The sequence below is a fragment of the Methylosoma difficile genome (assembly GCF_054657615.1).
This window is the reverse complement of record NZ_BAAHYJ010000001.1, coordinates 144,870-165,290: the sequence shown is the minus strand read 5'-3', so window position 1 is coordinate 165,290 and position 20,421 is coordinate 144,870. Positions and strand designations below refer to the sequence as shown.

Sequence of the window (20,421 nt, the reverse complement as noted above, 5' to 3'; positions counted from 1 at the left end):
GCCTGCGAAAAACAAACGGTAAGCTTTACTCTGTTTTTTTTAGATTTATCAAAGTCATCAATGCACATTGATGCGTTAAGCTTCTTCTTCCTTATCTTCTTCACCCGCCATTTCAGAAATTTCTTTTAAGCGCGAGATGGCCTTAAAGTTAAGGCTGTTTTCGGGGTAATTGCCCTCGCTGTCGGCTTCGCCAGCCAATTCTCCGGTTAACAATTCCAACGCCTCATTGACGGTTGCCACGCAATAGACGGCAAACAAACCTTGGGCAACGGCATCCAGCACCGTTTGTTTAAGCATCAAGTTGCGTTTGTTGGCGACAGGGATAATCACTGCGTGTTCGCCGTTTAAGCCGCGCGCCTGACAAAGCCGGAAGAAGCCTTCGATTTTTTCGTTAACGCCGCCAATGGCTTGCACCTCACCGTATTGGTTGATGGAGCCAGTGATGGCATAGCTTTGCTTGATGGGTGTGCGGGTTAGTGCTGACAACAAACAACATAACTCGGCTAGCGAGGCGCTGTCGCCGTCGATATGGCTGTACGATTGCTCAATGGCAATGCTGGCGGAAATGGCCAGCGGAAATTGCTGGGCATAAAAATGCCCCAAATAGCCGGTTAAAATCATCACGCCTTTGGAATGGATGGCTTGGCCTAATTCTGCCTCGCGCTCAATATCGACAATCCCGCGCGAACCCGGGTACACCGTGGTGGTGATACGCGCCGGCGCACCAAAGCTGCTGCCGCCAATTTCCAGTACCGTCAGACCGTTGATTTTGCCAACGGCGACACCACTGGTGTCGATTAAAATCGTGCCGTCGAGCATGTCTTCCAAAATATCGTCAGAAGTTTTGCCGTTGCGGTATTCGCGTGCCGTTAATGCTTGTTCGATGTGCTGCCGTTCAAGTTGCGCATCGTTTGCCTGCCGACAGAACAGATCCGCTTCGGCGATAATGTCCAGTGCATCGTTAATATGCGCAGAAAAATGCTGCTGGCTTTCCGCCAAACGGCAACTGTGTTCAATTAAGGCTTCTGCGCCACTTTGAGCCAACGGTTTTGCGCCGGAATCTGCAGCTTGCTTGCGCATGAGCAGCACAAATTGCGCTATAGTCTGAGGGTTGCACGGAATCAGATAATCAAAATCCGCCAAGATTTTAAACATTTCCTTAAATTCGTTATCCAGTTCCTCAAGTAAGTAGTAAATGTCGCTATCGCCCACCAAAATGATTTTGACATTCAGCGGAACCACCTCCGGTTTTAAGGTGGTGGTGTTGACGCCGTATTCAGAATACGGTGCTTCAATTTCAATACGACCCGCTTGCAAGGCGCGCTTCAAACCTTCCCAGACCAACGGATAGGTCAACAGCTTTTCGGCATCCAGCACCAAATAACCGCCGTTGGCCTTGTGCAACGACCCCGCGCAAATTTTCTGGAAATGAGTGACTAACAAGCCTTGGTCGTTGACATATTCGATGCGCCCAAACAAATTTTGAAACGTCGGGTGTGCTTCGTGGACAATCGGTGCGCCGCCGTCGGCTTGGCTTTCGATAAGGATATTCGGCACAAACTGCTCGACCAATAGTGCGCGTCTGGCACTGGCGGCTTGTGGGTCTAAGGTTTTCGGCAGCAAATAATCGCTGATGGTGCTGAGCAACTGCAGCTTTAAGGCCGACAAATAAGTGATGGCATCGTCGATGGCTTGCCAAGCGCTTTCCAGTTCGGTAAATAACGGTTCGAGTGCCTGATTGATCGTGTCGTGGTCAAGTTGCTTGATGTGTTCAACCATCGTGCGCCGCCATTGCGGCATTTCCAACAGCACTTCGCTTAAATAATCTTCCAAGGTTTCCACTTGCAGATGGAAGGCTTCACGCTCGGCAGACGGCAATTGCGAAAACTGTTCTTCATTAATGGCTTTGTGGTTGCGGATGGGCGCGAAACTGATGTTGTTGTCGCCATCGCGGAACAAGGCAATATCAGCGGCGCGGGCTTGCTGGTCAACCAAGTCGATGGCGTTGTTGTAAGCATGGCTAAAGTGCCGCTCCAGCGAGTTCTTTTTTTGTTGGTACGCAGGGCTTTCAAAGGCCGCAGGGAAAATTGCCAGCAAATCATCCAACAGCTTTTCGACCGCTTTGGCAAACACGCCGGCTTGACCAGCGGGCAATTGCAAAGCCAAAGGCTCGCGGCTGTTATCGAAATTATCGACATAAGCATACGAAGGCGGTGCGGGCAATTGTTCTACCCAAGTATCCAAATGCTGGCGGACCATCGACAAACGCCCTAAGCCAGGATCACCCATGACAAAAATATGGTAGCCGGGCTTTTGCATGGCAATGCCAAACGCCAGCGCTGCATTGGCGCGGTCTTGACCTAATAAATTGAGCGGGGAGCGGGGAATTTCAGGAAAATCAATGCCGCTAAGATCGGCAGTAAATTTTAACGCAGCAAGCGGCAAAGGCTGGTGATGGGTCATCGGTTATCAATGCTGGGGAAGAAAATAAACCGGTAATCATAGCATTGTTGGTGGTTTCTTTCAGAATAGGTAAGTGAAAAGCAGCATATAGCCCGGAAAAATTAACGGGATTTTTGTAATAAGCTGTTCAGTCGATTTTTATCAGTCATCATAATAAACACTGGATTTGAGATAACTAAAAAACTTTGAAAAAATATCAAAATACTTTTAAATTCAAAAATAAAGAGTAAGTGAAATTTACAACATCTGATTTAAAAAAAGACTGGCATGGGTGAAAAGCAGTTTTATACATTATTGCCAGTTTTTAAAAAGACTTGCCTTGAAACCTAAGCGCCTAATAAAAATTAGCTTGTATTGTGAGCCAAATCCTCGACCAGTTTCATCGGGGGCAAATGTCCTGAAAGGCAGCCACTCGTATTTCATTTTATGTCACAACAATTCGCTTCGGCACTGTAAGGTGGCAGCAAATAAAATTGCATTCATTCTCCACCACTGTATCTAAAAGGCTGCTATTTTACTGCCTGACGACTTGTTATTAAGGCATTTAATGGGAGAAGATCGAGCATTTACCAAGTCCCACAGTATTTGGAAGCTCTCATGAGCCTTGCCGCTAAATGGTTGGCATAGTCATTGAGTAGTAGAGCATTACGGTTGCGGATTGTTTGGTGGCGGTCGCCTCGGCTACGCTCAGTGAACGACAGAGCATAATGGCTATAACAATCAATTGACAACGATTTCTCCCTTTAATGATGAGGGCTTGATTCGGCACCAGATCACTTTTGCTAAAGCGTATTAAACGGATGCTACTGACATTGCAGAAGCTTTAAAGTCTGTACATGCCAATCCAATAAACTAAGATTTTTCACAAGCTTGACCAAACCAGTAAGGTGTCTGTTTTTGCCATGTGCTGCCTTGGAAACGTTTGTGCAGCAGATCAAAGGCGGCTTTAGAGGCCTTGCCGGTTGCACAATTTTGACAACCACCGTAGCGGGTGGCCTTAACCGCTAAAGCCAATGCTTCGGGCAGGCGTTTGTCGTTGGGGTTGTATTTGGCCCAAGCCACTACTTGGTTGGCTAAAAAATTTGATCCGCCGGTCAATGCCGCCAGTTTGGCGTTCTCATCAGCTGCTTGGGCAATATCGGCACGGCTGTAAAAGCTGGGGCTTGGCAAGTCGCTTTGCGGGTTGCCATAGTCGTCAACATACTGACTGTTCAAATCATCATCGCACCACCAGTCATTGCCATTGCCTACCCTTTCGCTGAGCGCAACCGTGCGGCCTTCGCCTTGTTCAACCAAAGGCCTCATGCCGGGATGGTTAAGCATCAGCCACACCGCCTCATAAAAACGCGCTTGCTGGTTTTTGGCTTGGCGATACGGTTTGATGGCTTTTTCCAGTTCCGGCAAATATTTAATCAGCTGTGGCGTGAAAGCCTGTGCGCTCGCGTCATTCCCCAACAGCACCGCCCGCATCCATACCGACATCACCAAGCGGCGTTTTAGATAATCCGGCAAATCTTTATGCAGGGCGATTTGTTTTAATAGCGATAAGGGCGTGTGCAGGTTCAAGGTGCGTCTGGCATCGGCATCGAACATGTTGCGGTCTAGCCATTCGCGCTCATTGCGATAGTAATCTTCCCCTTCTTTAGGCTTAGAGAGGTCAACCAACATCGAACTAAAGCCATTCCAAGCAAATGCCGTGGCTTGGCGTTGTGAATACTTAACCAATTCATCCACATTTTGCGCCAACAGCATGCGTTGCTGGTACAGCAGGCTGATGGTACTGCTGTTAAGCCTAGCCTTAGGCAAGGCCAGCAAGGTGTCCAAGATTTTTCTGGCAGGATTGCTTTGGCCTTGTGCGCTAAGCAAGCGGGCAACGTGGTAATTAACCGTCAGATACGCAGGTGAGTCAGCTTTAACTGCTGAACTGGCATGCAGCAAATGCGTGCTTTCGGGTGTGTTCGGTGCCGCTTTCATCAGGCAGGCAACCAGCCAAGGCAGACTTTGGCTGCTTTGCCAACGCTCATAGGCATGGCGAAACGCGGCCGCCGCATCGTCTCCGCTAGGCTCGATGTAGCCACCGCTTTGGTATTGGACGGTGAAAAGCCAATCAGTCAATTCGCTGGCTTGGCGCATAGCCTGTGTAGAAGGCACGGTTTGGCCATATTCTTGGCTATTCAACAAATAGCGATAATCGACGAGGTTTTGAAAAAAATACGGATTTTCGGCAGGCTCCAACAGCTTTTTGGCGAGTGTGTTGTGAGCGTTTTCTGGATTGATGCGGTAATTGACAAAGTTTAACAACTGCTGGGCTGCGGCATGGAAACTTGCCGCCTGCGGGTCTGCCAGCACGGCATTAATCGCTGGCAATGCCTGTTCGTACAAAGTTTTTTGCTGATGGGCATCATCGCCCATATAAACCCTGGCTTGGCGCACAGCCAGCCTTGCCAACAGATATTTGGCAGTGCTTTGCCATTCTGAAGCACTATCGGCGGCAATTTTACCAAAGCCGTCTTGGGCTTCTTGCCAGCGCATGGCGTAGAAATGTGCTGCGGCGATTTGGTAAGCGCGGTCCCGCTTTAGCCAATCCGGCGCATCGGCAGCGGTTTCGGCAAGTTGTTCCGAGCTGGTTTGCGTGCAATTGGCAAACACCAAATCCTGTGCTGTTAGCCAATCTTTAACCGCTGCGCTGCCCGGATAGCTTGCCAAACGTGCCTGCAAGGTTTTGCTGGCGGTTTCGAAAGCATCGGACGCGCAATTCAGAAAGACGTGGTACGCATTTGCGTTAAGGGTGCGGTAATCACCAATGCTGCCAGGCTCAGCCAGATCAGGAAAAGCCTGTTTGCGTACCGTCAGCCAATGGTTAAGCGCCACATCACCGTTGTTGGGATCGGTGTCTTTTTGTTCAAACTCGGCTTGCCAATTGCGGATCAAACCTTGCTGTTCGCTGGCGGATAGTGGAATGCCCAGCAGTTCACGGTAAGCACGAAACAACACCGTGCGATTCCAATTGGGCTGGATAATACCGAGATTGCCTTGAGCAAAATCGGCAAAATTGTCAGGTCGCCCGCTGAAGACAAAAACGGGTTCGGCAAAATCGGAACCGCAAGCGTGAGCGGGAGTTGCCGCAATCGCTAGCCAGCAGAGGCTTACAGAAAAGGCTAAGGTTTTTAGCGGGTTTTGCATGGCGTGATTCCGCGATGAACAGTCAAGTTTTCAGTTTTTGGGCAAGGTACGTACAGCGCACCCTGCGGTGAATTATAGCCGCCGAAAAATTGGCGGTTTAAGCGAGGCTAACGGATTCCACTAAGCAAACCTTCCAAATCCTGCTCAATCCAAACCGCTCTCACACCCTTAAACACATAAACCCGCCGCCCAGCAAAACGCTTCGGCAGCGGCTCATCGGTTGCAATGCCCACACTCTGCCGGCACAACGGTAGCGCAAAATCATTGCCATTTATAAGATGTTGCCGCACTTGGTGGGTATCGGCCCCCATACGGAAAACCATCGGCACCGCCTCATCTACTGGCAGGTCGTTTATCCACGGATCACCCAAACAAAACGAGGCCAGTGCGGTCATCGACAAGGGCATGTCTGCGGGTAATTGGCGGCGTAAATCTATTAGAAACTGGCGATAAAATCCCCGTTCGGAGACTTTAGCATCGTAGTCAATCTGCACCGCTGTCACGTTTTTTAGCGCAAGCGTTGTTAACACTGTTGCGACCAACTGCTGGCGTTGCGCGGATGACAACGCCGCAGGCTGTTCCCCTGCATTTTCAATACGCGTTACCGCCATCAGTGGTGTAGAGGGAGAAACTTTAAGTGGCTGCCGACGTGGCACCCGCACAATACCATCGCCATTGAGTTGCAGGGTTTGCGCCAAAAATGCCACGCCAATGTTTTTGCCGTCAAGAAAACGCAAATCCTCAGGCCGTTCCCACGCCCATAAAATCAGCGGCGGCATGTCATCTAAGCTTTTAGCTGCGGCGGCCTGGCATTCCAGCAAAAACATTGCTGCCAAAAATAAAGGCAAGATGGTTCGTTTCAACATGATAAACAGCTCGATAAGGTATCAATTAGGTATTGTTGCTGTTTTTCTTGTTGGGAACATATCAATATCGCAGTTGTTATGAACCCAGATGCCTTGTTCACCCGCATAATAGGTATGAAACGCCTCAACTTTTAAATTATATACCCGCCTCCTTTCTATATCGTGGTAACCCCTGAAGACCATTACATTACAAAATCGGAAATTTACGAGTCCATCTACAGCATCGAGTTCAGCGGCAGGAATCCAGCCACGATCTTTATGATAAATAGGATGATCCGCAGTAACCCAAATCGTTTCCCTCACGTTATTTGTAAGGTCACTCACTATCAGTTTGGAAAGCGGTTGGTCTTCGGTTACAAGGGTTTGGGTGACTCTTCGATATGTGTATTCGTCCTCTTGTCTCAGATGTTTGGGAGGATGCTGATTATCCGAGTATGACAACATCCAATCGCCTATCCGAATCTCTTCAATAGGCTTTAATCCTTCTTTAGTATGTACCAAAGTACCTGCTGCAAAGCAGGGCTGCTGTCTAATTTTTAATCTTATAGATTGTTCCGTTTTTGTGGTCATTTTCTGGTAGTAACTGATAACAACGAGTTGTACGGGATGATGGATCAATGTATTACGCCATAATATCAGGTGTCGTTCTTGGAAGACTTCAAGATTTCTTTTTTGCGGGCATTGCCGAGTTGTAGGTTGCAATACCTTGTCGCCCTGCCTTTGCCTGTACCGTCTGCTCGTGACCAAATGCCAAAATCTATTTTTAGCATTTCGGAAGGATACATAATTAGGCTTTGGCTTTTATTTTGAGCCGCAATTGATGTAATCATAACGGCCTATTTAATGTGGTGGTGGGGCTATTTTTTAGCTTGCATTATCGTACTTGATAACTCAGTGGTAAACGGGCCGATAACAAATAATGACCGAAATAGTTTTCGTCGTAACAAAAGCTTATATTTCAGAAATAAGCATCCGCCGCTTGTCTGCTATTTTTCAATTTGGCAAAGGTCGTAAATTGGTTGAGTATGCTGCCATCGAGAAATAAAAAATGCTCTGCTGTCGCTTCGATAAAATCGGTGTCGTGTTCTATCATCAACATGGTTTTGCCTTGTTGCTGTAAGTGCGGGGTGATTGCTGTTTGGTTATGTGGGCTAATGCCAGCCACGGGTTCGTCCAATAACAAGAGCTCTGCACCGTTTGCTACACAACAAGCCAAATTCAATAATTTGTACTGTCCAAAGCTGATTTCGTTTGTTATAGAGCCTTGAATGTCGTGCAAAAAATAATCGGCGATTATTTGGCCTGCTTTGTTTTCTAAATGTTGCAGGTTGTTTTTGAACAATGAAGCTGGCAGTAATGCGTTTAACCAGTTATCGGTAGGGTTGCGTTGCCAGCAATATATTTTCCCTAACGGGTAGATTTGAGATCAATCGCAATTCTTGAAAAGTTCGGCTTATGCCGAGTTTGTTTATTTGGTGCGGCGATGATTGGGTTATATTTTTATTTTTGAAAATTAAGCTTCTTGAGTTTGTTTTATGGAAGCCACTGATGAGGTTGAAGAGGGTTGTTTTACCTGATCCGTTCGCACCCATAAGAGCGTAGATTTTTCCTTGCTCTAGGCAAAATGATAAGTTTGTAAAAATTTTCTTTTCTGGGGAAAAGCCAAAACTTATTTTTTGGAATTTGAGCATTTTTAGATATGCCAATTAATCTCCGCCGCCGTTTGCGCGCCAATCACGCACTGGTTAAGGTTGGCGGGCATTTGTGATTGGCTTTGTGAAAGCGGGATGCGGCCTGCCATGATTTCCGCCAGTTCCTGCGGGTAGAGCGGGTCTTGTTCGGGGTTGGCGTAGCCGCTGGGGTAGAGTGGTTCGTTATTGGTGTTGTATTTGTCGGTGGCGCCAACGGTGTGCAGCAGTTCGTGGGCGATGACCACATTGTTTTGTTGAGTTTGTTTATCGGCGGCAAAAGCGTGGACGATGGCGACCAGGCCATTGTCGATGCCCAGCGAATGTTGCAGGTGACGGCCTTTCTGGGCTTCGTGGTAGAGGACAAAAATGCGCACGCGGTGCAGGTTGGATTCGTCATCGGGCGTGTTTTGCCAAACCCAATGGCGCAGTTGCAGGCTCCATAAGATGACGTCCAGCGGATTGCCGCTGAGGGGCGGTTCGGGCGGCAGTTCGTCCAGTTTTTCGCCTAAATGGGTGAGCGTGGGTTGTTCGGCAATTAAGTCGTAATCTTGGCTTTGTTGCTGGATAAAGGTGTCAATCGCCGCAAAATGCGGGTCTTCCAAGCTGCTTATGTAATCATCAACCAACACGCTGCCGTCATCGGCATTAATGGGGTAAATAACCACGGGCAAGGTTTCAGACCAAGAACGCGCCTGTACATGTTGGATTTTGGTGTAAAAAGCCGCCCACGCCAAAATGCACAATAAGATTAGGATACGGACAAGCTTAAACACAATTTAGTCTTCGGTGAGTGTCAATTCAATTTCTTCAACCGTTTTGCCGTTAATGGCAAAACCGCGCATTTCCAAGACACCCTTGGTGTTTAAAGAAATAATCAGGTTAAACAATTCAGGATAGGCCGATTCGGCAATGTCGGTGGCGGAAGGCTGTGCCGGTGCGCTGGGGTGCGAATGGAAAATGGCGAACGGTTGTTCTTGTTGATCGCGCATGGTTTTTAGGGCGGCGATGTGTTCGCTAGGATCGAACAAAAAACGCTGTTGCGGATTTTCGGCAATGTTTTTGATCGGGTAACAACGCAGCGGCAGGCCATTTTGGGCGCTGACCAGTCCGCAGATTTCCACGTCTGCCGACAATTGCGCCAGATGTAACAGTTGGTTGGTGAGTTTTCTGGACAGTTGCATGGGCTTGATGAGTAAAGTTTAAGTGGAATTAACTATAAAGTAAGTGGCGTGCTGGTGCTAGTTTTACCATTGCCCGACCGTCACGCGCGGTTGTCCTGACAAGTCGGTGTGGGTTTGGATGTTTTGGTAAGCCAAACCTGTCAGTAGCTTTTGCACGGCCGCTTGTTGGTCGTAGCCGTGTTCCATCAATAAATAGCCGCCGGTTTTTAAGCGGCTGCGGGCGCTATCGGCAATTTGTTGTAGATCGCTTAAGCCTTGTTCGGCGGCGATTAACGCGCTGTTTGGTTCAAAGCGCACGTCGCCTTGTTGCAGGTGATGGTCGTGGTCGGCAATATAGGGCGGGTTGCTGATGACCAAATCAAAACGTCCGGCAGGCACGTCGGTAAACCAATCGCTTTGGTAAAATTGGATGTGTTGGGCCTGCAAGCGGACGGCGTTTGCTTGGGCGACGGCTAAGGCGGCAGCGCTGGCATCGACGGCACACACGCGTGCTTGTGGGCATTCTAAAGCCAAGGTGATGGCGATAATGCCGGAACCTGTGCCTAAATCAATCAGATCCACGCTTTGCTGGGGTGCGATTAACGCTAGGCTAAGTTCGATCAGCAATTCGGTTTCCGGCCTGGGAATCAGCACGTCGGCGTTGACGAAAAACTCGCGCGACCAAAACTCCCGCACGCCAGTCAGATAAGCAATAGGCTGGCCTTGTTGACGGGCGGCGAGCAGGTTTAAAAACTGTTGTTCGCTGGCGGCATCGAGTTCTCGTTCAGGCCAGGCGCGCAAGTGGCTGCGCGATTTACCCAAGGCAAAAGCCAGCAGCACTTCGGCATCGAGTTGCGCGGAATCGGAGCGGTCTGCCAAATTGTGGGCGGCTTCGCGCAGTGCGGTTTGGATATTAGTCATCGCCCAATTGCGTCAGCAGTTCGGCCTGATGCTCGCTAATCAGTGGCTGGATGACTTGCTCCAAACCGCCTTGCATGATGTCTTCCAATTTGTACAAAGTCAGGTTGATGCGGTGGTCGGTCAAGCGGCCTTGCGGGTAGTTGTAGGTGCGGATACGTTCGGAACGGTCGCCGCTGCCCACTTGCAGCTTACGGGTCATGGATTGCTCGGCGTGATGTTTTTCCTGTTCTGCCGACAATAAACGCGAGGCCAGCAACGACATGGCACGGGCGCGGTTTTTGTGTTGCGAGCGTTCGTCTTGGCATTCCACCACCACGCCCGTTGGGATGTGGGTGATGCGGATGGCCGATTCGGTTTTGTTGACGTGCTGACCACCGGCACCGGAGGCACGGTAGGTGTCCACTTTTAAATCGGCGGGGTTGATGTCGATGGCATCGACTTCTTCTACTTCCGGCATGATGGCGACCGTGCAGGCTGAAGTGTGGATACGGCCTTGCGATTCGGTTTCTGGCACACGTTGGACGCGGTGTGCGCCGGATTCAAATTTAAGTTGCGAATACACGTCGCGGCCTGAAACGCGCAGGATGACTTCTTTGTAGCCGCCATGATCGCCGTGGCTTTCGCTGATAATTTCGGTTTGCCAGCCGCGTTTTTCCGCGTAACGTTGGTACATGCGCGACAGGTCGCCGGAGAAAATCGCCGCTTCATCGCCGCCGGTACCGGCGCGGATTTCTAGGAAAATGTTGCGGTTGTCGTTGGGGTCTTTGGGTAACAGCAGCAATTGCAGTTCGTGGTCGAGGGCGGCAATTTGCTGTTGCGCTTCGCTGATTTCTTCTTTGGCGAGTTCGCGCATGTCAGGGTCGCTGTCGGTCGCCATTTCTTGTGCGGAGGCCAGTTGTGCCAAGGCGTTTTCGTAGCGTTTGTAGCATTCCACCAAGGGTGTGATTTGTGCGTATTCTTGGCTAAGGCTGCGGAATTTGTTTTGGTTGGCTTGGACTTCAGGCTCGGATAACAGCGCGGCAATTTCGTCGTAACGTTCGCACAGGCTTTCTAGTTTTAATTGTATGGATGGCTTCATTGCGTTTTGTTCAGTTTAAAAATTTCATGTACGGCGGCAATCAGGTCGTGGCGTTCGTTTTCGGCTGCCAAGCGGATTTGCGCGCTGGGTGTGTGGGTCAGTTTGTTGGTTAAGGCATGAGCCAATCGCTCTAAAGCTTCTTCGGCGGTTACGCCGTTTTTTAGCAAGGCCAAGGCTTTTTGTAGGGCTTCGTCGCGGTGTTGTTCGGCTTGCTGGCGGTAGTTGCGGATGGTGGTTTGAGCATCTTGTGCGCGTAACCAAGCCAAAAAGTGATCGACTTGGGTGTCGATGATTTCTTCGGCTTGCTGGGCGGCTTCGCGGCGCGAATTCATGTTTTGGTTGATGGTGTGCTGCAAGTCGTCAACGGTGTACAGGTACACGTCTTGCAGTTGTTCGACTTCGGCTTCTATGTCGCGCGGTACGGCTAAATCGACCATGAACATGGGTTTGTGCTTGCGCTTTTTTAACGCGCTTTCAACACGGCCTTTGCCCAAAATGGGCAGTTGGCTGGCGGTGGAGGAGATGACAATGTCGGCTTCCGCCAAATGGTTGGGCAATTCCGCTAAAGAAATGGCATAGCCGTCAAATTGGCTGGCTAGGCTGTGGGCTTTGTCGTAAGTACGATTGGCGATGATGAGGCGGCCTATGCCTTGGCGCGACAAGTGCCGCGCGGTCAGTTCGATGGTTTCGCCAGCACCGATCAGCAAGGCGGTTTGGTCGCTGAGTTTGTCAAAAATCTGTTGTGCTAATTGCACGGCGGCAAAAGCGACCGAGACGGGGCTGGATCCGATTGCAGTGTCGGTGCGGACTTTTTTGGCGGCACTAAAGGTGTGTTGGAACAATTTGCCTAAGGGTTTGCCTAATGTACCTGCTTCGCAAGCGGCTTGGTAGGCGGTTTTCATTTGCCCAAGGATTTGCGGTTCGCCTAATATCATCGAATCCAAGCCGCAGGCGACGCGGAACATGTGCCGGATCAGTTCGCTGTCGGTGTGCGAATAAAGGTAGGGGGCAAAATCTTGGCGGTTGATTTGCTTGCTTTCCGCGACCCAGTCAATTAAGGGTTGTTGGTTGGAGGTGTCGCTGTTGCAATAAAATTCGGTGCGGTTACAGGTTGATAAAATCGCCGCCTCGCTGACATGGCTCAGCCGCCGGAAGGCTTTTAGCGAAGATGGCAGGATTTCCATAGGGTAGGCCAAACGCTCGCGGATGCTGACCGGCGCTGTGGCGTAATTGATCCCTACAACAAGAAGTGTCATTGTGATTTGTGATTATGGAATTAAGGGTTTAAGCGGATCAGCAAGCTGTCCGGTTTGAGGGCGTTGCGCGTTTTTGCCGCTGCTGTATGGCGCATATTATGGAGTGCTATTGCAATAAATAGAATAGCTTTATCATTAGCGGCTAATTCAGCTGTCTGAATCCAGCGCGTTTTCTGGTAATCTATGGGCAAATGCTTGTACATCAACATAGGATTCTGAGTGTTAATTTTTAGATTATTGTTAGTTGTTCCGCTTATTGGGTTGGTGGCGTGCGCCACTTCCGAAAAACAAACAGGGGCTGTCGACCCAGCGGCCTTAGCCGCAAAATCAAGTGAATCTAAAGCCAAGGCTAGCCCTGTCAATACAGCCATTGATCCTGATGTGCTGTTTATGTTGCTCACCGCCGAACTGGCGGGTCAGCGTGGTCAGTATGACATTGCCATGGAAGGTTATTTGGAAGCGGCAAAACGGGTGGATGACCCACGTTTTGCAGAGCGGGCGGTGGTGATCGCCATGTTCATCAAAAATACCGGCAAGGCTCAAGAGTCATTGGCGATTTGGTTGCGCCAAGCGCCTAAAAATCCTGAAGCCAGAAAGGTTGCGGCTTTGTTGGCGTTAAGGGATGGTGACCAGGCTAAGGCAGTTGAGCATTTCGATGTTTTATTGGGCGTTTCTTCTGCCGATGATTTCGAAAAGTCGGTGTTGGAAGTGGCTTCTGTCCTGCAAAAGGAAGGTCAGTTGAGGAAAATGACCGGTGTGTTGTCGGCGTTGTCTGCCAAACATGCTGACCAAGCGATTGTTCCTTATTTGCAATCATTCTTTTGGGCGCAGTTAAATGACAAGGCGCAAGCCGAAGTCTATATCGAAAAAACGCTAAAAATTAAGCCGGACTGGGATAAGGCTTTGGTTTGGCAAGCCCAAATTGCGGTTTTTTCGGGTGATTTTTCTAAAGCGGAAACAATCTTACGATATGCCGTCAGCAAGTATCCTGAGAATCCAAAAATTAAGCGTTTGTTGGCACAAGTGCTGGTTAAGTCGGATCAATATGAAGAAGCCGGTACGGTTTTTGAAGAGATTCTGGAGGCCAATCCTAGCGATTACGAAAGCCAGTTGTCGTTGGGCTTGGTTTACTTGCAAGATGGTCAGGATGACGATGCCGAAGATATTTTTAAAAAATTGCAAGAGCGCCCCGATTGGCGCAACCAAAGCAGTTTTTATATGGGGAAGCTGGAAGAAAAGCGTGGCAAATTACCGCAAGCAGTCGCTTGGTTTGATAAGGTTTCAGATGGCCCGTTGGCTTTTGATGCTTCTGTGTCGTCGATTATGTTGATGGTCAAGCAAAAGCAGTTTAACGAAGCAAGCCTTAAGGCTTCTGCGATGATGGGCAAGTTCCCTAAAGAAAAAGTCCGGATTTTGTTGATCCAGTCGGAAGTTTTTAATAAGCAAAAAAACTATCGGCAAGCGTTTAATTTGTTGACTACCGCCTTAACCGATATGCATGATGAAGAAAGCCTGCTTTATACCCGCGCCTTAATGGCGGAAAAGTTGGCAAAGTTTGATCTAATGGAAGCGGACTTACAAAAGATTTTGGAGAAAAACCCTAAAAATGCCGAAGCGCTGAATGCTCTGGGGTATTCATTGGCTAATCGCACAAGTCGTTATGCCGAAGCCGAGCAGTATTTGTCCAGGGCGCTGGCGGTGAGGCCAAACGAACCAGTTATTGTCGATAGCTATGGTTGGGTTTTGTTTAAGAAAGGTCAGGCGTTAAAAGCATTGGATTTTCTGCAAAAAGCCTATGCCAAGCAAAAAGAAAGTGAAATAGCTGCCCATCTAGTTGAGGTTTTGTGGTCTTTGGGCCGCAAGGATGAGGCTAATGGTATCTTTAGTGAAGCAATTAAGGCTGCGCCTGATGATGAGTTTTTGCTGGAAGTGCAGCAGCGCCTATTGAAGAATGCCCAGTAACAATATGCCGCTCAATCTAAGGTTGTTGGCGATGGCGTTAATTGCGCTATCTTTATCGGCCTGTGCAATTTTTTCACCCCCACAAGAGCGGCCTGAAGAGAAGGTGTTGTATCTGTTGCCGGAATGGCAGTTTTCTGGGCGGCTTGCAGTATCGCAAAAATCCGATTCTTGGTCCGCCAGCATTACATGGCAACACCGTCCTGATGATGAGCGGATCAAGCTGTCCGGGCCGCTGGGCCAGGGCGCGGTGAAGGTGCATTTGGATGCAGTGTCTGTCAGTATTGATAGGGGGGATGGCAAGCCGCAGACATCAAGCGATCCCCAGCAATTCATCAGTGAGCAGTTGGGTCTGGTTGTGCCGATACGGGCTTTGAGATATTGGGTGTTGGGGTTGCCCGAGCCTTCGGTGCCATCGACAAAATTCGGTAAGGGTTTTAATCAGTTGGGTTGGTTGGTCGAATTCGAGCAGGTTCAGTTGTTTGATGGTCAGGTGTTGCCTAAAAAAATAACCGTGCTGAATCGGCAGGCCAAATTAAAATTAATTATAGATCAGTGGGATTTAAGACATGCAGGGGCAAATTAAGCCGTCATTATGGATGGAGAGATGGCCTGCGCCAGCAAAACTAAATTTGTTGTTGCAAATCGTCGGCAGAAGGCCGGATGGTTATCATTTATTGCAGACGGTATTTCAGTTTATTGATTTGTGTGATTGGATCAGGTTTCATCCTCAGGAAGACGGAGTGGTCAGTTTATTAAAAACCATTCCGGGTGTGCCTGAAGCCGAAGATTTAACGGTCAGGGCTGCAAATTTGCTTAAGTCGGCTACAGGATGCCAGCAGGGTGTCTGTATAGAGGTGCAAAAAAACCTGCCTATGGGTGGTGGTCTGGGAGGTGGCAGTTCCGATGCGGCAACTACGTTGGTGGTTTTAAATAAGCTTTGGGATTTGGGGTTGTCTACTGAGCGGCTAATTGAGCTTGGGCTTACGCTGGGTGCGGATGTGCCGGTATTTGTTTTCGGGCATGCTGCTTGGGCTGAAGGTGTTGGCGAGGTTTTGGAGAAAATTGTCGTTCCAGAATCATGGGTTGTGGTGATTAGACCCGATTGCCATGTTAATACAGGCGAAATTTTTAACGCAAAAGAATTGACACGCGATAGTAAATCAATCAAAATAGCTGACTTTATAGCTGGTCAGCACAATAATGATTGCGCTGACGTTGTTTGTGAGCGTTATCAAGTCATAAAAGACGCAATGCTTGATTTGTCGGTATTTGCCGAGGCAAGGCTGACAGGAACTGGTTCCTGTGTTTTTGCTGAGTTTGAGTCGGAATCTACTGCAATTGTTGCGTTCAAGTCTCTTAGTAGTAAGTGGCAAGTCTTTTTGGCTAAAGGGGTGAATGAATCCCCTTTGCTTTCAAAGTTAAAGGGCTGTGAGCTATTTTTCTAATTATTGGGTCGTCGCCAAGCGGTAAGGCACGGGGTTTTGATCTCCGCATACCAAGGTTCGAATCCTTGCGACCCAGCCATTTTAGCCTTCATGAAATTGAATGAATGTAGGAGAGCATGAATGAATGACACTTCTTTGATGGTGTTTTCTGGGAATGCTAACTTAGCTTTGTCTGAAGGTATAGTTAAGAAGCTAAATATGCGGCTAGGGATGGCGGCAGTAGGTAGGTTTAGCGATGGTGAAATTGCTGTAGAGATCGAAGAAAATGTCCGTGGTAAGGATGTTTTTGTTATTCAGCCAACCTGTTCACCGACTAATGAGAATTTAATGGAGTTGTTGGTGATGATTGATGCCTTTAAGAGGGCGTCAGCTTCGCGAATTACTGCTGTAATGCCTTATTATGGGTATTCAAGGCAGGATAGGCGTTCAAGATCTGCTAGAGTGCCTATCAGTGCAAAGTTGGTGGCAAAAATGATTGAGCAGGCTGGTGCCAATAGGTTGCTAACTGTTGATTTGCATGCAGACCAGATCCAAGGTTTTTTTGATATACCGGTTGATAATGTTTATGCGTCGCCAATTTTGTTGGGTGATGTTTGGCGTCAGCAGTATAAGGATTTGATTGTTGTTTCGCCTGATGTTGGTGGTGTTGTCAGGGCAAGGGCATTGGCAAAGCGCCTGAATGATGCTGATTTGGCAATCATTGATAAGCGTCGATTGCGTGCAAATGTTGCTGAAGTCATGCATATCATTGGTGATGTTGATGGGCGTACTTGTGTCTTGATAGATGATATTGTTGATACGGCGGGTACTCTCTGTCATGCGGCGGCGGCATTAAAAAAGCACGGCGCGGTGAAGGTTGTTGCTTATTGTACACATGCGGTTCTTTCCGGTAATGCCATTAAAAATTTGCGTAATTCTGTCATGGATGAGTTGGTTGTTACAGATACCATACCGTTAAGTCAGGATGCAATTGAGCTAGGGAAAATAAGACAGTTAAGTGTTGCTGAGATGCTGGCTGAGACCATTAGGCGAATTTCTGCCGGCGAGTCCGTCAGTTCGCTGTATGTGGATTAACAGAATTTAGAATTTGCCATAAAGGCTTAGGGTTGAAGAAAGATGTCTAAAGTATTTGAATTTATTGCTGAGAGCCGTGTTGAGATTGGTAAGTGTTCTGCACGCAGGGCGCGTCATAAGGGCAATGTGCCTGCTGTAATCTACGGTGGTCATAAAGAGCCGCAAATGCTGGTTTTGAATCATAACGAAGTTATTAAGCATCTTGAGCATGAGGCTGTTTACTCTCATGTTTTGGATATAACTGTTGATGGTAAGACAGAGCAGGCTATCTTGAAAGCGGTTCAGCGTAACCCTGCAAAATTTCAGGTAATGCATTTGGATTTTCAGCGCGTAAACATGTCTGAAGTTGTTAAGGTTCATGTTCCTTTGCATTTTGTTAATGAGCAAACATCTGTGGGTGTAAAAAAAGGTGGTGCTGTATCACATTTGATGGCGGATGTTGAGGTGGTTTGTTTGCCTTCTGTGTTGCCTGAGTATATTGAGGTTGATTTACAAAACCTAGATGTTGGTGGTATTTTGCATTTGTCTGATTTGGTTTTGCCTTCAGGTGTTGAGTTGGTTGAGTTAAGTCATGGCGCAAGCCATGACCAGCCTGTGGCGTCTGTCGTTGCTGCAAAATAAGTCTGCGGATTTTGTATTAATTAATGATAAAGCTAGTTGTTGGATTGGGTAATCCTGGTCGGCAATATGAAAAGACCCGGCATAATGCCGGGTTTTTGTTTTTAGATAAATTGATTGCTGGCTATGGTGGTCAATGGCAGTATCGCTCTGAATTTGAGGGATATGTTGCTGAGATATGTGTGTCGGCAAATAAATTGATTTTATTGAAGCCAGATACTTTTATGAATAAAAGTGGTTGTGCTGTTGGGAAATTGGTTCGGTACTATAAGTTGCATGCCGAAGAGGTCTTGGTTGTGCATGATGAGATGGATTTTGATGTGGGTGTGCTGAAGCTAAAAGCGGGTGGTGGTCATGCTGGGCATAATGGGTTAAGGGATATTATTGCGCATTTGGGTGCGGCTTCGTTTTTGCGTTTAAGGTTAGGTGTTGGGCGTCCGGTTGCTGGTCGTTCGGTTGCTGACTATGTGTTATCAGTGCCCTCTGCTGTTGATTTTGGTTTGTTATTGATGTCCTTTGATAAGGTTATGGTTGTTTTTAGCGAATTGGTCAGTGGCAAGATTGATGTTGTTATGTCTAAGATAAATGCAGATAAAAAATAAAATAAAAAATTATTTGACATATGTTGTTCGTTAAAAGATAATATAGAGCTTACCCGATATAGGAGGGGTTCCCGAGCGGCCAAAGGGATCAGACTGTAAATCTGCCGGCTCTGCCTTCGGAGGTTCGAATCCTCCCCCCTCCACCAAATTTAGTGACTGCGGGTGTAGTTCAATGGTAGAACTCCAGCCTTCCAAGCTGATCACGTGGGTTCGATTCCCATCACCCGCTCCATTCTGAGATGTTGATCAATTGCTCATATAGCTCAGTAGGTAGAGCACTTCCTTGGTAAGGAAGAGGTCACCGGTTCAAATCCGGTTATGAGCTCCAGTATAACGATTAATCAAAGTGTGATGTATGGCCAAAGAAAAATTTTCCAGAAATAAGCCGCACGTAAACGTAGGCACGATCGGTCACGTTGACCACGGCAAAACAACCTTGACAGCAGCATTGACTACTGTAATGGCAAAAATCCACGGTGGTGCGGTTAAAGCGTTCGACCAAATTGATAATGCACCCGAAGAGCGTGCGCGTGGTATCACCATTGCAACATCACACGTTGAATATGAATCATCAAAACGCCATTACGCCCATGTTGACTGCCCAGGCCATGCTGACTATGTAAAAAACATGATCACCGGTGCGGCGCAAATGGATGGCGCTATTTTGGTTTGTTCAGCAGCTGACGGCCCAATGCCACAAACGCGTGAGCACATCCTGTTATCAAGACAGGTTGGCGTACCTTATATTGTTGTGTTCCTGAACAAAGCCGACATGGTTGACGACGAAGAGTTGATCGAACTGGTTGAGATGGAATTGCGCGAACTGCTCGATATGTACGAATTCCCAGGCGACGATACCCCAATCATCCGTGGTTCAGCCTTATTGGCCTTGCAAGGCGACCAAAGCGACATCGGCGAAGCCTCTGTTGTCCGTCTTGTTGAAGCGCTAGACAGCTATATCCCAGAACCAGAACGTGCCGTTGATGGTGCATTCCTAATGCCAATCGAAGACGTATTCTCGATTTCAGGCCGTGGTACTGTAGTAACTGGCCGTATTGAGCGCGGTATCATCAAAGTCGGTCAAGAAGTTGAAATCGTCGGCATCAAAGCCACTGTGACAACCACCGTAACTGGTGTTGAAATGTTCCGTAAATTGTTGGATCAAGGTGAAGCGGGCGATAACGTTGGTTTATTGTTGCGTGGTACTAAACGTGATGACGTGGAACGTGGTCAAGTATTGGCGCACAAAGGCACCATCAAGCCGCATGCCCATTTCAACGCAGAAATCTACGTGTTGTCAAAAGAAGAGGGTGGTCGTCACACGCCATTCTTCGACGGTTACCGTCCACAGTTCTACTTCCGTACCACAGACGTAACTGGCGCAGTTAAATTGCCAGAAGGCGTTGAAATGGTAATGCCTGGTGACAACATCTCCGTTAGCGTGAAACTGATTTCACCAATCGCTATGGAAGAAGGTCTACGTTTTGCAATCCGTGAAGGTGGTCGTACTGTCGGCGCGGGTGTTGTTGCTTCTATTATTGAGTAATGCGGTTTTTTTGTTTATAATAGTCCGTTATGAGTTTTCTGAGATAGGTCAGTAGTTCAATTGGTAGAATAGCGGTCTCCAAAACCGCGGGTTGGGGGTTCGAGACCCTCCTGGCCTGCCACTCAGCAAAGCTTTCAAAGCTTTCAAAGTTTATAAAATAATAAAAAGAAGAAATCATGAATAGTCAGCCAGAACAATCAGTATCGGTTATTGATATTGTCAAGCAAGTGATGTCCGTTGTGTTTGTGGTTGCTGGTGTAGCTGCTTTCTATTATTTTTCAGATATTCAGTTGGTTTATAGGGTTCTTTGTCTTGTTGCAATGTTGTTGGTTGTTGTTGGTGTTTTATACACGACAGTTCTTGGTAAGTCTGTTTGGGGGTTTGTTTTGGAGTCCCGGATGGAGGTAAGAAAAGTCGTTTGGCCAACTCGAGATGAGACAATGAGGACAACTTTAATGGTATTGGCAATGGTGTCCATTGTTGGTGTGGTGTTATGGGTTCTTGATATTGCACTGTATACCGGTGTTCGTTATTTGACTGGTCAAGGTGGTTAAAT

20 protein-coding genes and 5 tRNA genes are annotated in these 20,421 nt (G+C 48.0%); 13 read left to right on the top strand and 12 right to left on the bottom strand.

What is annotated here, in order from left to right:
• Positions 1 to 75: 75 nt before the first annotated feature.
• The 12 genes from ACYQ1O_RS00915 to ACYQ1O_RS00860 form a co-directional block, all read right to left on the bottom strand.
• Positions 76 to 2,463 carry a Lon protease family protein gene (locus tag ACYQ1O_RS00915; RefSeq protein WP_459989626.1) on the bottom strand — a complete coding sequence of 796 codons (2,388 nt, stop codon included), beginning with the start codon at positions 2,461 to 2,463 and terminating at the stop codon, positions 76 to 78.
• An 852-nt stretch (positions 2,464 to 3,315) separates the two neighbouring features.
• Positions 3,316 to 5,646 carry a hypothetical protein gene (locus tag ACYQ1O_RS00910; protein WP_459989625.1) on the bottom strand — a complete coding sequence of 777 codons (2,331 nt, stop codon included), beginning with the start codon at positions 5,644 to 5,646 and terminating at the stop codon, positions 3,316 to 3,318.
• Positions 5,647 to 5,753: 107 nt separating this feature from the next.
• The gene (locus ACYQ1O_RS00905) at positions 5,754 to 6,512 is read right to left on the bottom strand and encodes a hypothetical protein (RefSeq protein WP_459989624.1); all 759 of its coding nucleotides are present in this window, start codon (positions 6,510 to 6,512) and stop codon (positions 5,754 to 5,756) included.
• Positions 6,513 to 6,533: 21 nt separating this feature from the next.
• The gene (locus tag ACYQ1O_RS00900; RefSeq protein WP_459989623.1) at positions 6,534 to 7,082 is read right to left on the bottom strand and encodes a polymorphic toxin-type HINT domain-containing protein; all 549 of its coding nucleotides are present in this window, start codon (positions 7,080 to 7,082) and stop codon (positions 6,534 to 6,536) included.
• 388 nt (positions 7,083 to 7,470) lie between these two features.
• Positions 7,471 to 7,854, bottom strand: coding sequence for an ATP-binding cassette domain-containing protein (locus ACYQ1O_RS00895; RefSeq protein WP_459989622.1), 384 nt, complete (start codon positions 7,852 to 7,854; stop codon positions 7,471 to 7,473).
• A 28-nt stretch (positions 7,855 to 7,882) separates the two neighbouring features.
• Positions 7,883 to 8,203, bottom strand: a complete 321-nt coding sequence (locus ACYQ1O_RS00890) for an ATP-binding cassette domain-containing protein (RefSeq protein WP_459990618.1) — start codon at positions 8,201 to 8,203, stop codon at positions 7,883 to 7,885.
• Positions 8,204 to 8,205: 2 nt separating this feature from the next.
• Positions 8,206 to 8,976, bottom strand: a complete 771-nt coding sequence (locus ACYQ1O_RS00885; protein WP_459989621.1) for a hypothetical protein — start codon at positions 8,974 to 8,976, stop codon at positions 8,206 to 8,208.
• 3 nt (positions 8,977 to 8,979) lie between these two features.
• Positions 8,980 to 9,384, bottom strand: coding sequence for a M67 family metallopeptidase (locus ACYQ1O_RS00880; RefSeq protein WP_459989620.1), 405 nt, complete (start codon positions 9,382 to 9,384; stop codon positions 8,980 to 8,982).
• A gap of 63 nt (positions 9,385 to 9,447) precedes the next feature.
• Complete coding sequence (prmC, locus tag ACYQ1O_RS00875; protein ID WP_459989619.1) at positions 9,448 to 10,284, bottom strand: peptide chain release factor N(5)-glutamine methyltransferase; 837 nt, start codon at positions 10,282 to 10,284, stop codon at positions 9,448 to 9,450.
• Positions 10,277 to 11,362: a peptide chain release factor 1 gene (prfA, locus tag ACYQ1O_RS00870; RefSeq protein WP_459989618.1), complete on the bottom strand. Its 1,086-nt coding sequence runs from the start codon at positions 11,360 to 11,362 to the stop codon at positions 10,277 to 10,279. Before prfA ends, prmC begins: the two co-directional genes overlap by 8 nt.
• Positions 11,359 to 12,618 (bottom strand): glutamyl-tRNA reductase, encoded by a 1,260-nt coding sequence (gene hemA / locus ACYQ1O_RS00865; RefSeq protein ID WP_459989616.1) that lies wholly within the window; start codon positions 12,616 to 12,618, stop codon positions 11,359 to 11,361. Before hemA ends, prfA begins: the two co-directional genes overlap by 4 nt.
• A 20-nt stretch (positions 12,619 to 12,638) precedes the next feature.
• Positions 12,639 to 12,989, bottom strand: coding sequence for a hypothetical protein (locus ACYQ1O_RS00860; protein WP_459989615.1), 351 nt, complete (start codon positions 12,987 to 12,989; stop codon positions 12,639 to 12,641).
• 19 nt (positions 12,990 to 13,008) lie between these two features.
• Here ACYQ1O_RS00860 and ACYQ1O_RS00855 point away from each other — a divergent pair, with 19 nt between their 5' ends.
• The 13 genes from ACYQ1O_RS00855 (at position 13,009) to secE (ending at position 20,419) form a co-directional block, all read left to right on the top strand.
• Positions 13,009 to 14,580: a tetratricopeptide repeat protein gene (locus ACYQ1O_RS00855; protein WP_459989614.1), complete on the top strand. Its 1,572-nt coding sequence runs from the start codon at positions 13,009 to 13,011 to the stop codon at positions 14,578 to 14,580.
• A gap of 31 nt (positions 14,581 to 14,611) precedes the next feature.
• Entirely contained in the window at positions 14,612 to 15,163 is a 552-nt protein-coding gene (gene lolB, locus ACYQ1O_RS00850) for a lipoprotein insertase outer membrane protein LolB (protein ID WP_459989612.1), read from the top strand.
• A complete protein-coding gene (gene ispE / locus ACYQ1O_RS00845; RefSeq protein ID WP_459989610.1) occupies positions 15,147 to 16,025 on the top strand; it encodes a 4-(cytidine 5'-diphospho)-2-C-methyl-D-erythritol kinase in 879 nt (292 codons plus the stop codon). Before lolB ends, ispE begins: the two co-directional genes overlap by 17 nt.
• 4 nt (positions 16,026 to 16,029) lie before the next feature.
• A tRNA-Gln gene (locus tag ACYQ1O_RS00840) sits at positions 16,030 to 16,104 on the top strand.
• A 41-nt stretch (positions 16,105 to 16,145) separates the two neighbouring features.
• Positions 16,146 to 17,099, top strand: coding sequence for a ribose-phosphate diphosphokinase (locus ACYQ1O_RS00835; protein ID WP_459989608.1), 954 nt, complete (start codon positions 16,146 to 16,148; stop codon positions 17,097 to 17,099).
• 42 nt (positions 17,100 to 17,141) lie between these two features.
• Positions 17,142 to 17,720 carry a 50S ribosomal protein L25/general stress protein Ctc gene (locus ACYQ1O_RS00830; RefSeq protein WP_459989606.1) on the top strand — a complete coding sequence of 193 codons (579 nt, stop codon included), beginning with the start codon at positions 17,142 to 17,144 and terminating at the stop codon, positions 17,718 to 17,720.
• Positions 17,721 to 17,743: 23 nt separating this feature from the next.
• A complete protein-coding gene (gene pth, locus ACYQ1O_RS00825) occupies positions 17,744 to 18,319 on the top strand; it encodes an aminoacyl-tRNA hydrolase (protein WP_459989605.1) in 576 nt (191 codons plus the stop codon).
• Positions 18,320 to 18,380: 61 nt separating this feature from the next.
• Positions 18,381 to 18,465: transfer RNA gene (locus ACYQ1O_RS00820), tRNA-Tyr, on the top strand.
• Positions 18,466 to 18,477: 12 nt separating this feature from the next.
• A tRNA-Gly gene (locus ACYQ1O_RS00815) sits at positions 18,478 to 18,551 on the top strand.
• Between the two features lie 20 nt (positions 18,552 to 18,571).
• Positions 18,572 to 18,647, top strand: a tRNA-Thr gene (locus ACYQ1O_RS00810).
• 27 nt (positions 18,648 to 18,674) lie between these two features.
• On the top strand, positions 18,675 to 19,865 hold the full coding sequence (gene tuf / locus ACYQ1O_RS00805) for an elongation factor Tu (RefSeq protein ID WP_459989579.1): 1,191 nt from the start codon (positions 18,675 to 18,677) through the stop codon (positions 19,863 to 19,865).
• 45 nt (positions 19,866 to 19,910) lie between these two features.
• A tRNA-Trp gene (locus tag ACYQ1O_RS00800) sits at positions 19,911 to 19,986 on the top strand.
• Between the two features lie 55 nt (positions 19,987 to 20,041).
• On the top strand, positions 20,042 to 20,419 hold the full coding sequence (gene secE, locus ACYQ1O_RS00795) for a preprotein translocase subunit SecE (protein ID WP_459989603.1): 378 nt from the start codon (positions 20,042 to 20,044) through the stop codon (positions 20,417 to 20,419).
• Positions 20,420 to 20,421 lie beyond the last annotated feature (2 nt).

What these genes read in the sequence shown, in the direction of transcription:
- ACYQ1O_RS00915 (WP_459989626.1), bottom strand. Translation starts at nt 2,463, where the DNA reads ATGACCCATCACCAGCCTTTGCCGCTTGCTGCGTTAAAATTTACTGCC.
- ACYQ1O_RS00910 (WP_459989625.1), bottom strand. Translation starts at nt 5,646, where the DNA reads ATGCAAAACCCGCTAAAAACCTTAGCCTTTTCTGTAAGCCTCTGCTGG.
- ACYQ1O_RS00905 (WP_459989624.1), bottom strand. Translation starts at nt 6,512, where the DNA reads ATGTTGAAACGAACCATCTTGCCTTTATTTTTGGCAGCAATGTTTTTG.
- ACYQ1O_RS00900 (WP_459989623.1), bottom strand. Translation starts at nt 7,082, where the DNA reads ATGACCACAAAAACGGAACAATCTATAAGATTAAAAATTAGACAGCAG.
- ACYQ1O_RS00890 (WP_459990618.1), bottom strand. Translation starts at nt 8,203, where the DNA reads ATGCTCAAATTCCAAAAAATAAGTTTTGGCTTTTCCCCAGAAAAGAAA.
- ACYQ1O_RS00880 (WP_459989620.1), bottom strand. Translation starts at nt 9,384, where the DNA reads ATGCAACTGTCCAGAAAACTCACCAACCAACTGTTACATCTGGCGCAA.
- prmC (WP_459989619.1), bottom strand. Translation starts at nt 10,284, where the DNA reads ATGACTAATATCCAAACCGCACTGCGCGAAGCCGCCCACAATTTGGCA.
- prfA (WP_459989618.1), bottom strand. Translation starts at nt 11,362, where the DNA reads ATGAAGCCATCCATACAATTAAAACTAGAAAGCCTGTGCGAACGTTAC.
- hemA (WP_459989616.1), bottom strand. Translation starts at nt 12,618, where the DNA reads ATGACACTTCTTGTTGTAGGGATCAATTACGCCACAGCGCCGGTCAGC.
- ACYQ1O_RS00860 (WP_459989615.1), bottom strand. Translation starts at nt 12,989, where the DNA reads ATGGCTGTATTGACAGGGCTAGCCTTGGCTTTAGATTCACTTGATTTT.
- ACYQ1O_RS00855 (WP_459989614.1), top strand. Translation starts at nt 13,009, where the DNA reads ATGTTGCTCACCGCCGAACTGGCGGGTCAGCGTGGTCAGTATGACATT.
- lolB (WP_459989612.1), top strand. Translation starts at nt 14,612, where the DNA reads ATGGCGTTAATTGCGCTATCTTTATCGGCCTGTGCAATTTTTTCACCC.
- ispE (WP_459989610.1), top strand. Translation starts at nt 15,147, where the DNA reads ATGCAGGGGCAAATTAAGCCGTCATTATGGATGGAGAGATGGCCTGCG.
- ACYQ1O_RS00835 (WP_459989608.1), top strand. Translation starts at nt 16,146, where the DNA reads ATGAATGACACTTCTTTGATGGTGTTTTCTGGGAATGCTAACTTAGCT.
- ACYQ1O_RS00830 (WP_459989606.1), top strand. Translation starts at nt 17,142, where the DNA reads ATGTCTAAAGTATTTGAATTTATTGCTGAGAGCCGTGTTGAGATTGGT.
- pth (WP_459989605.1), top strand. Translation starts at nt 17,744, where the DNA reads ATGATAAAGCTAGTTGTTGGATTGGGTAATCCTGGTCGGCAATATGAA.
- tuf (WP_459989579.1), top strand. Translation starts at nt 18,675, where the DNA reads ATGGCCAAAGAAAAATTTTCCAGAAATAAGCCGCACGTAAACGTAGGC.
- secE (WP_459989603.1), top strand. Translation starts at nt 20,042, where the DNA reads ATGAATAGTCAGCCAGAACAATCAGTATCGGTTATTGATATTGTCAAG.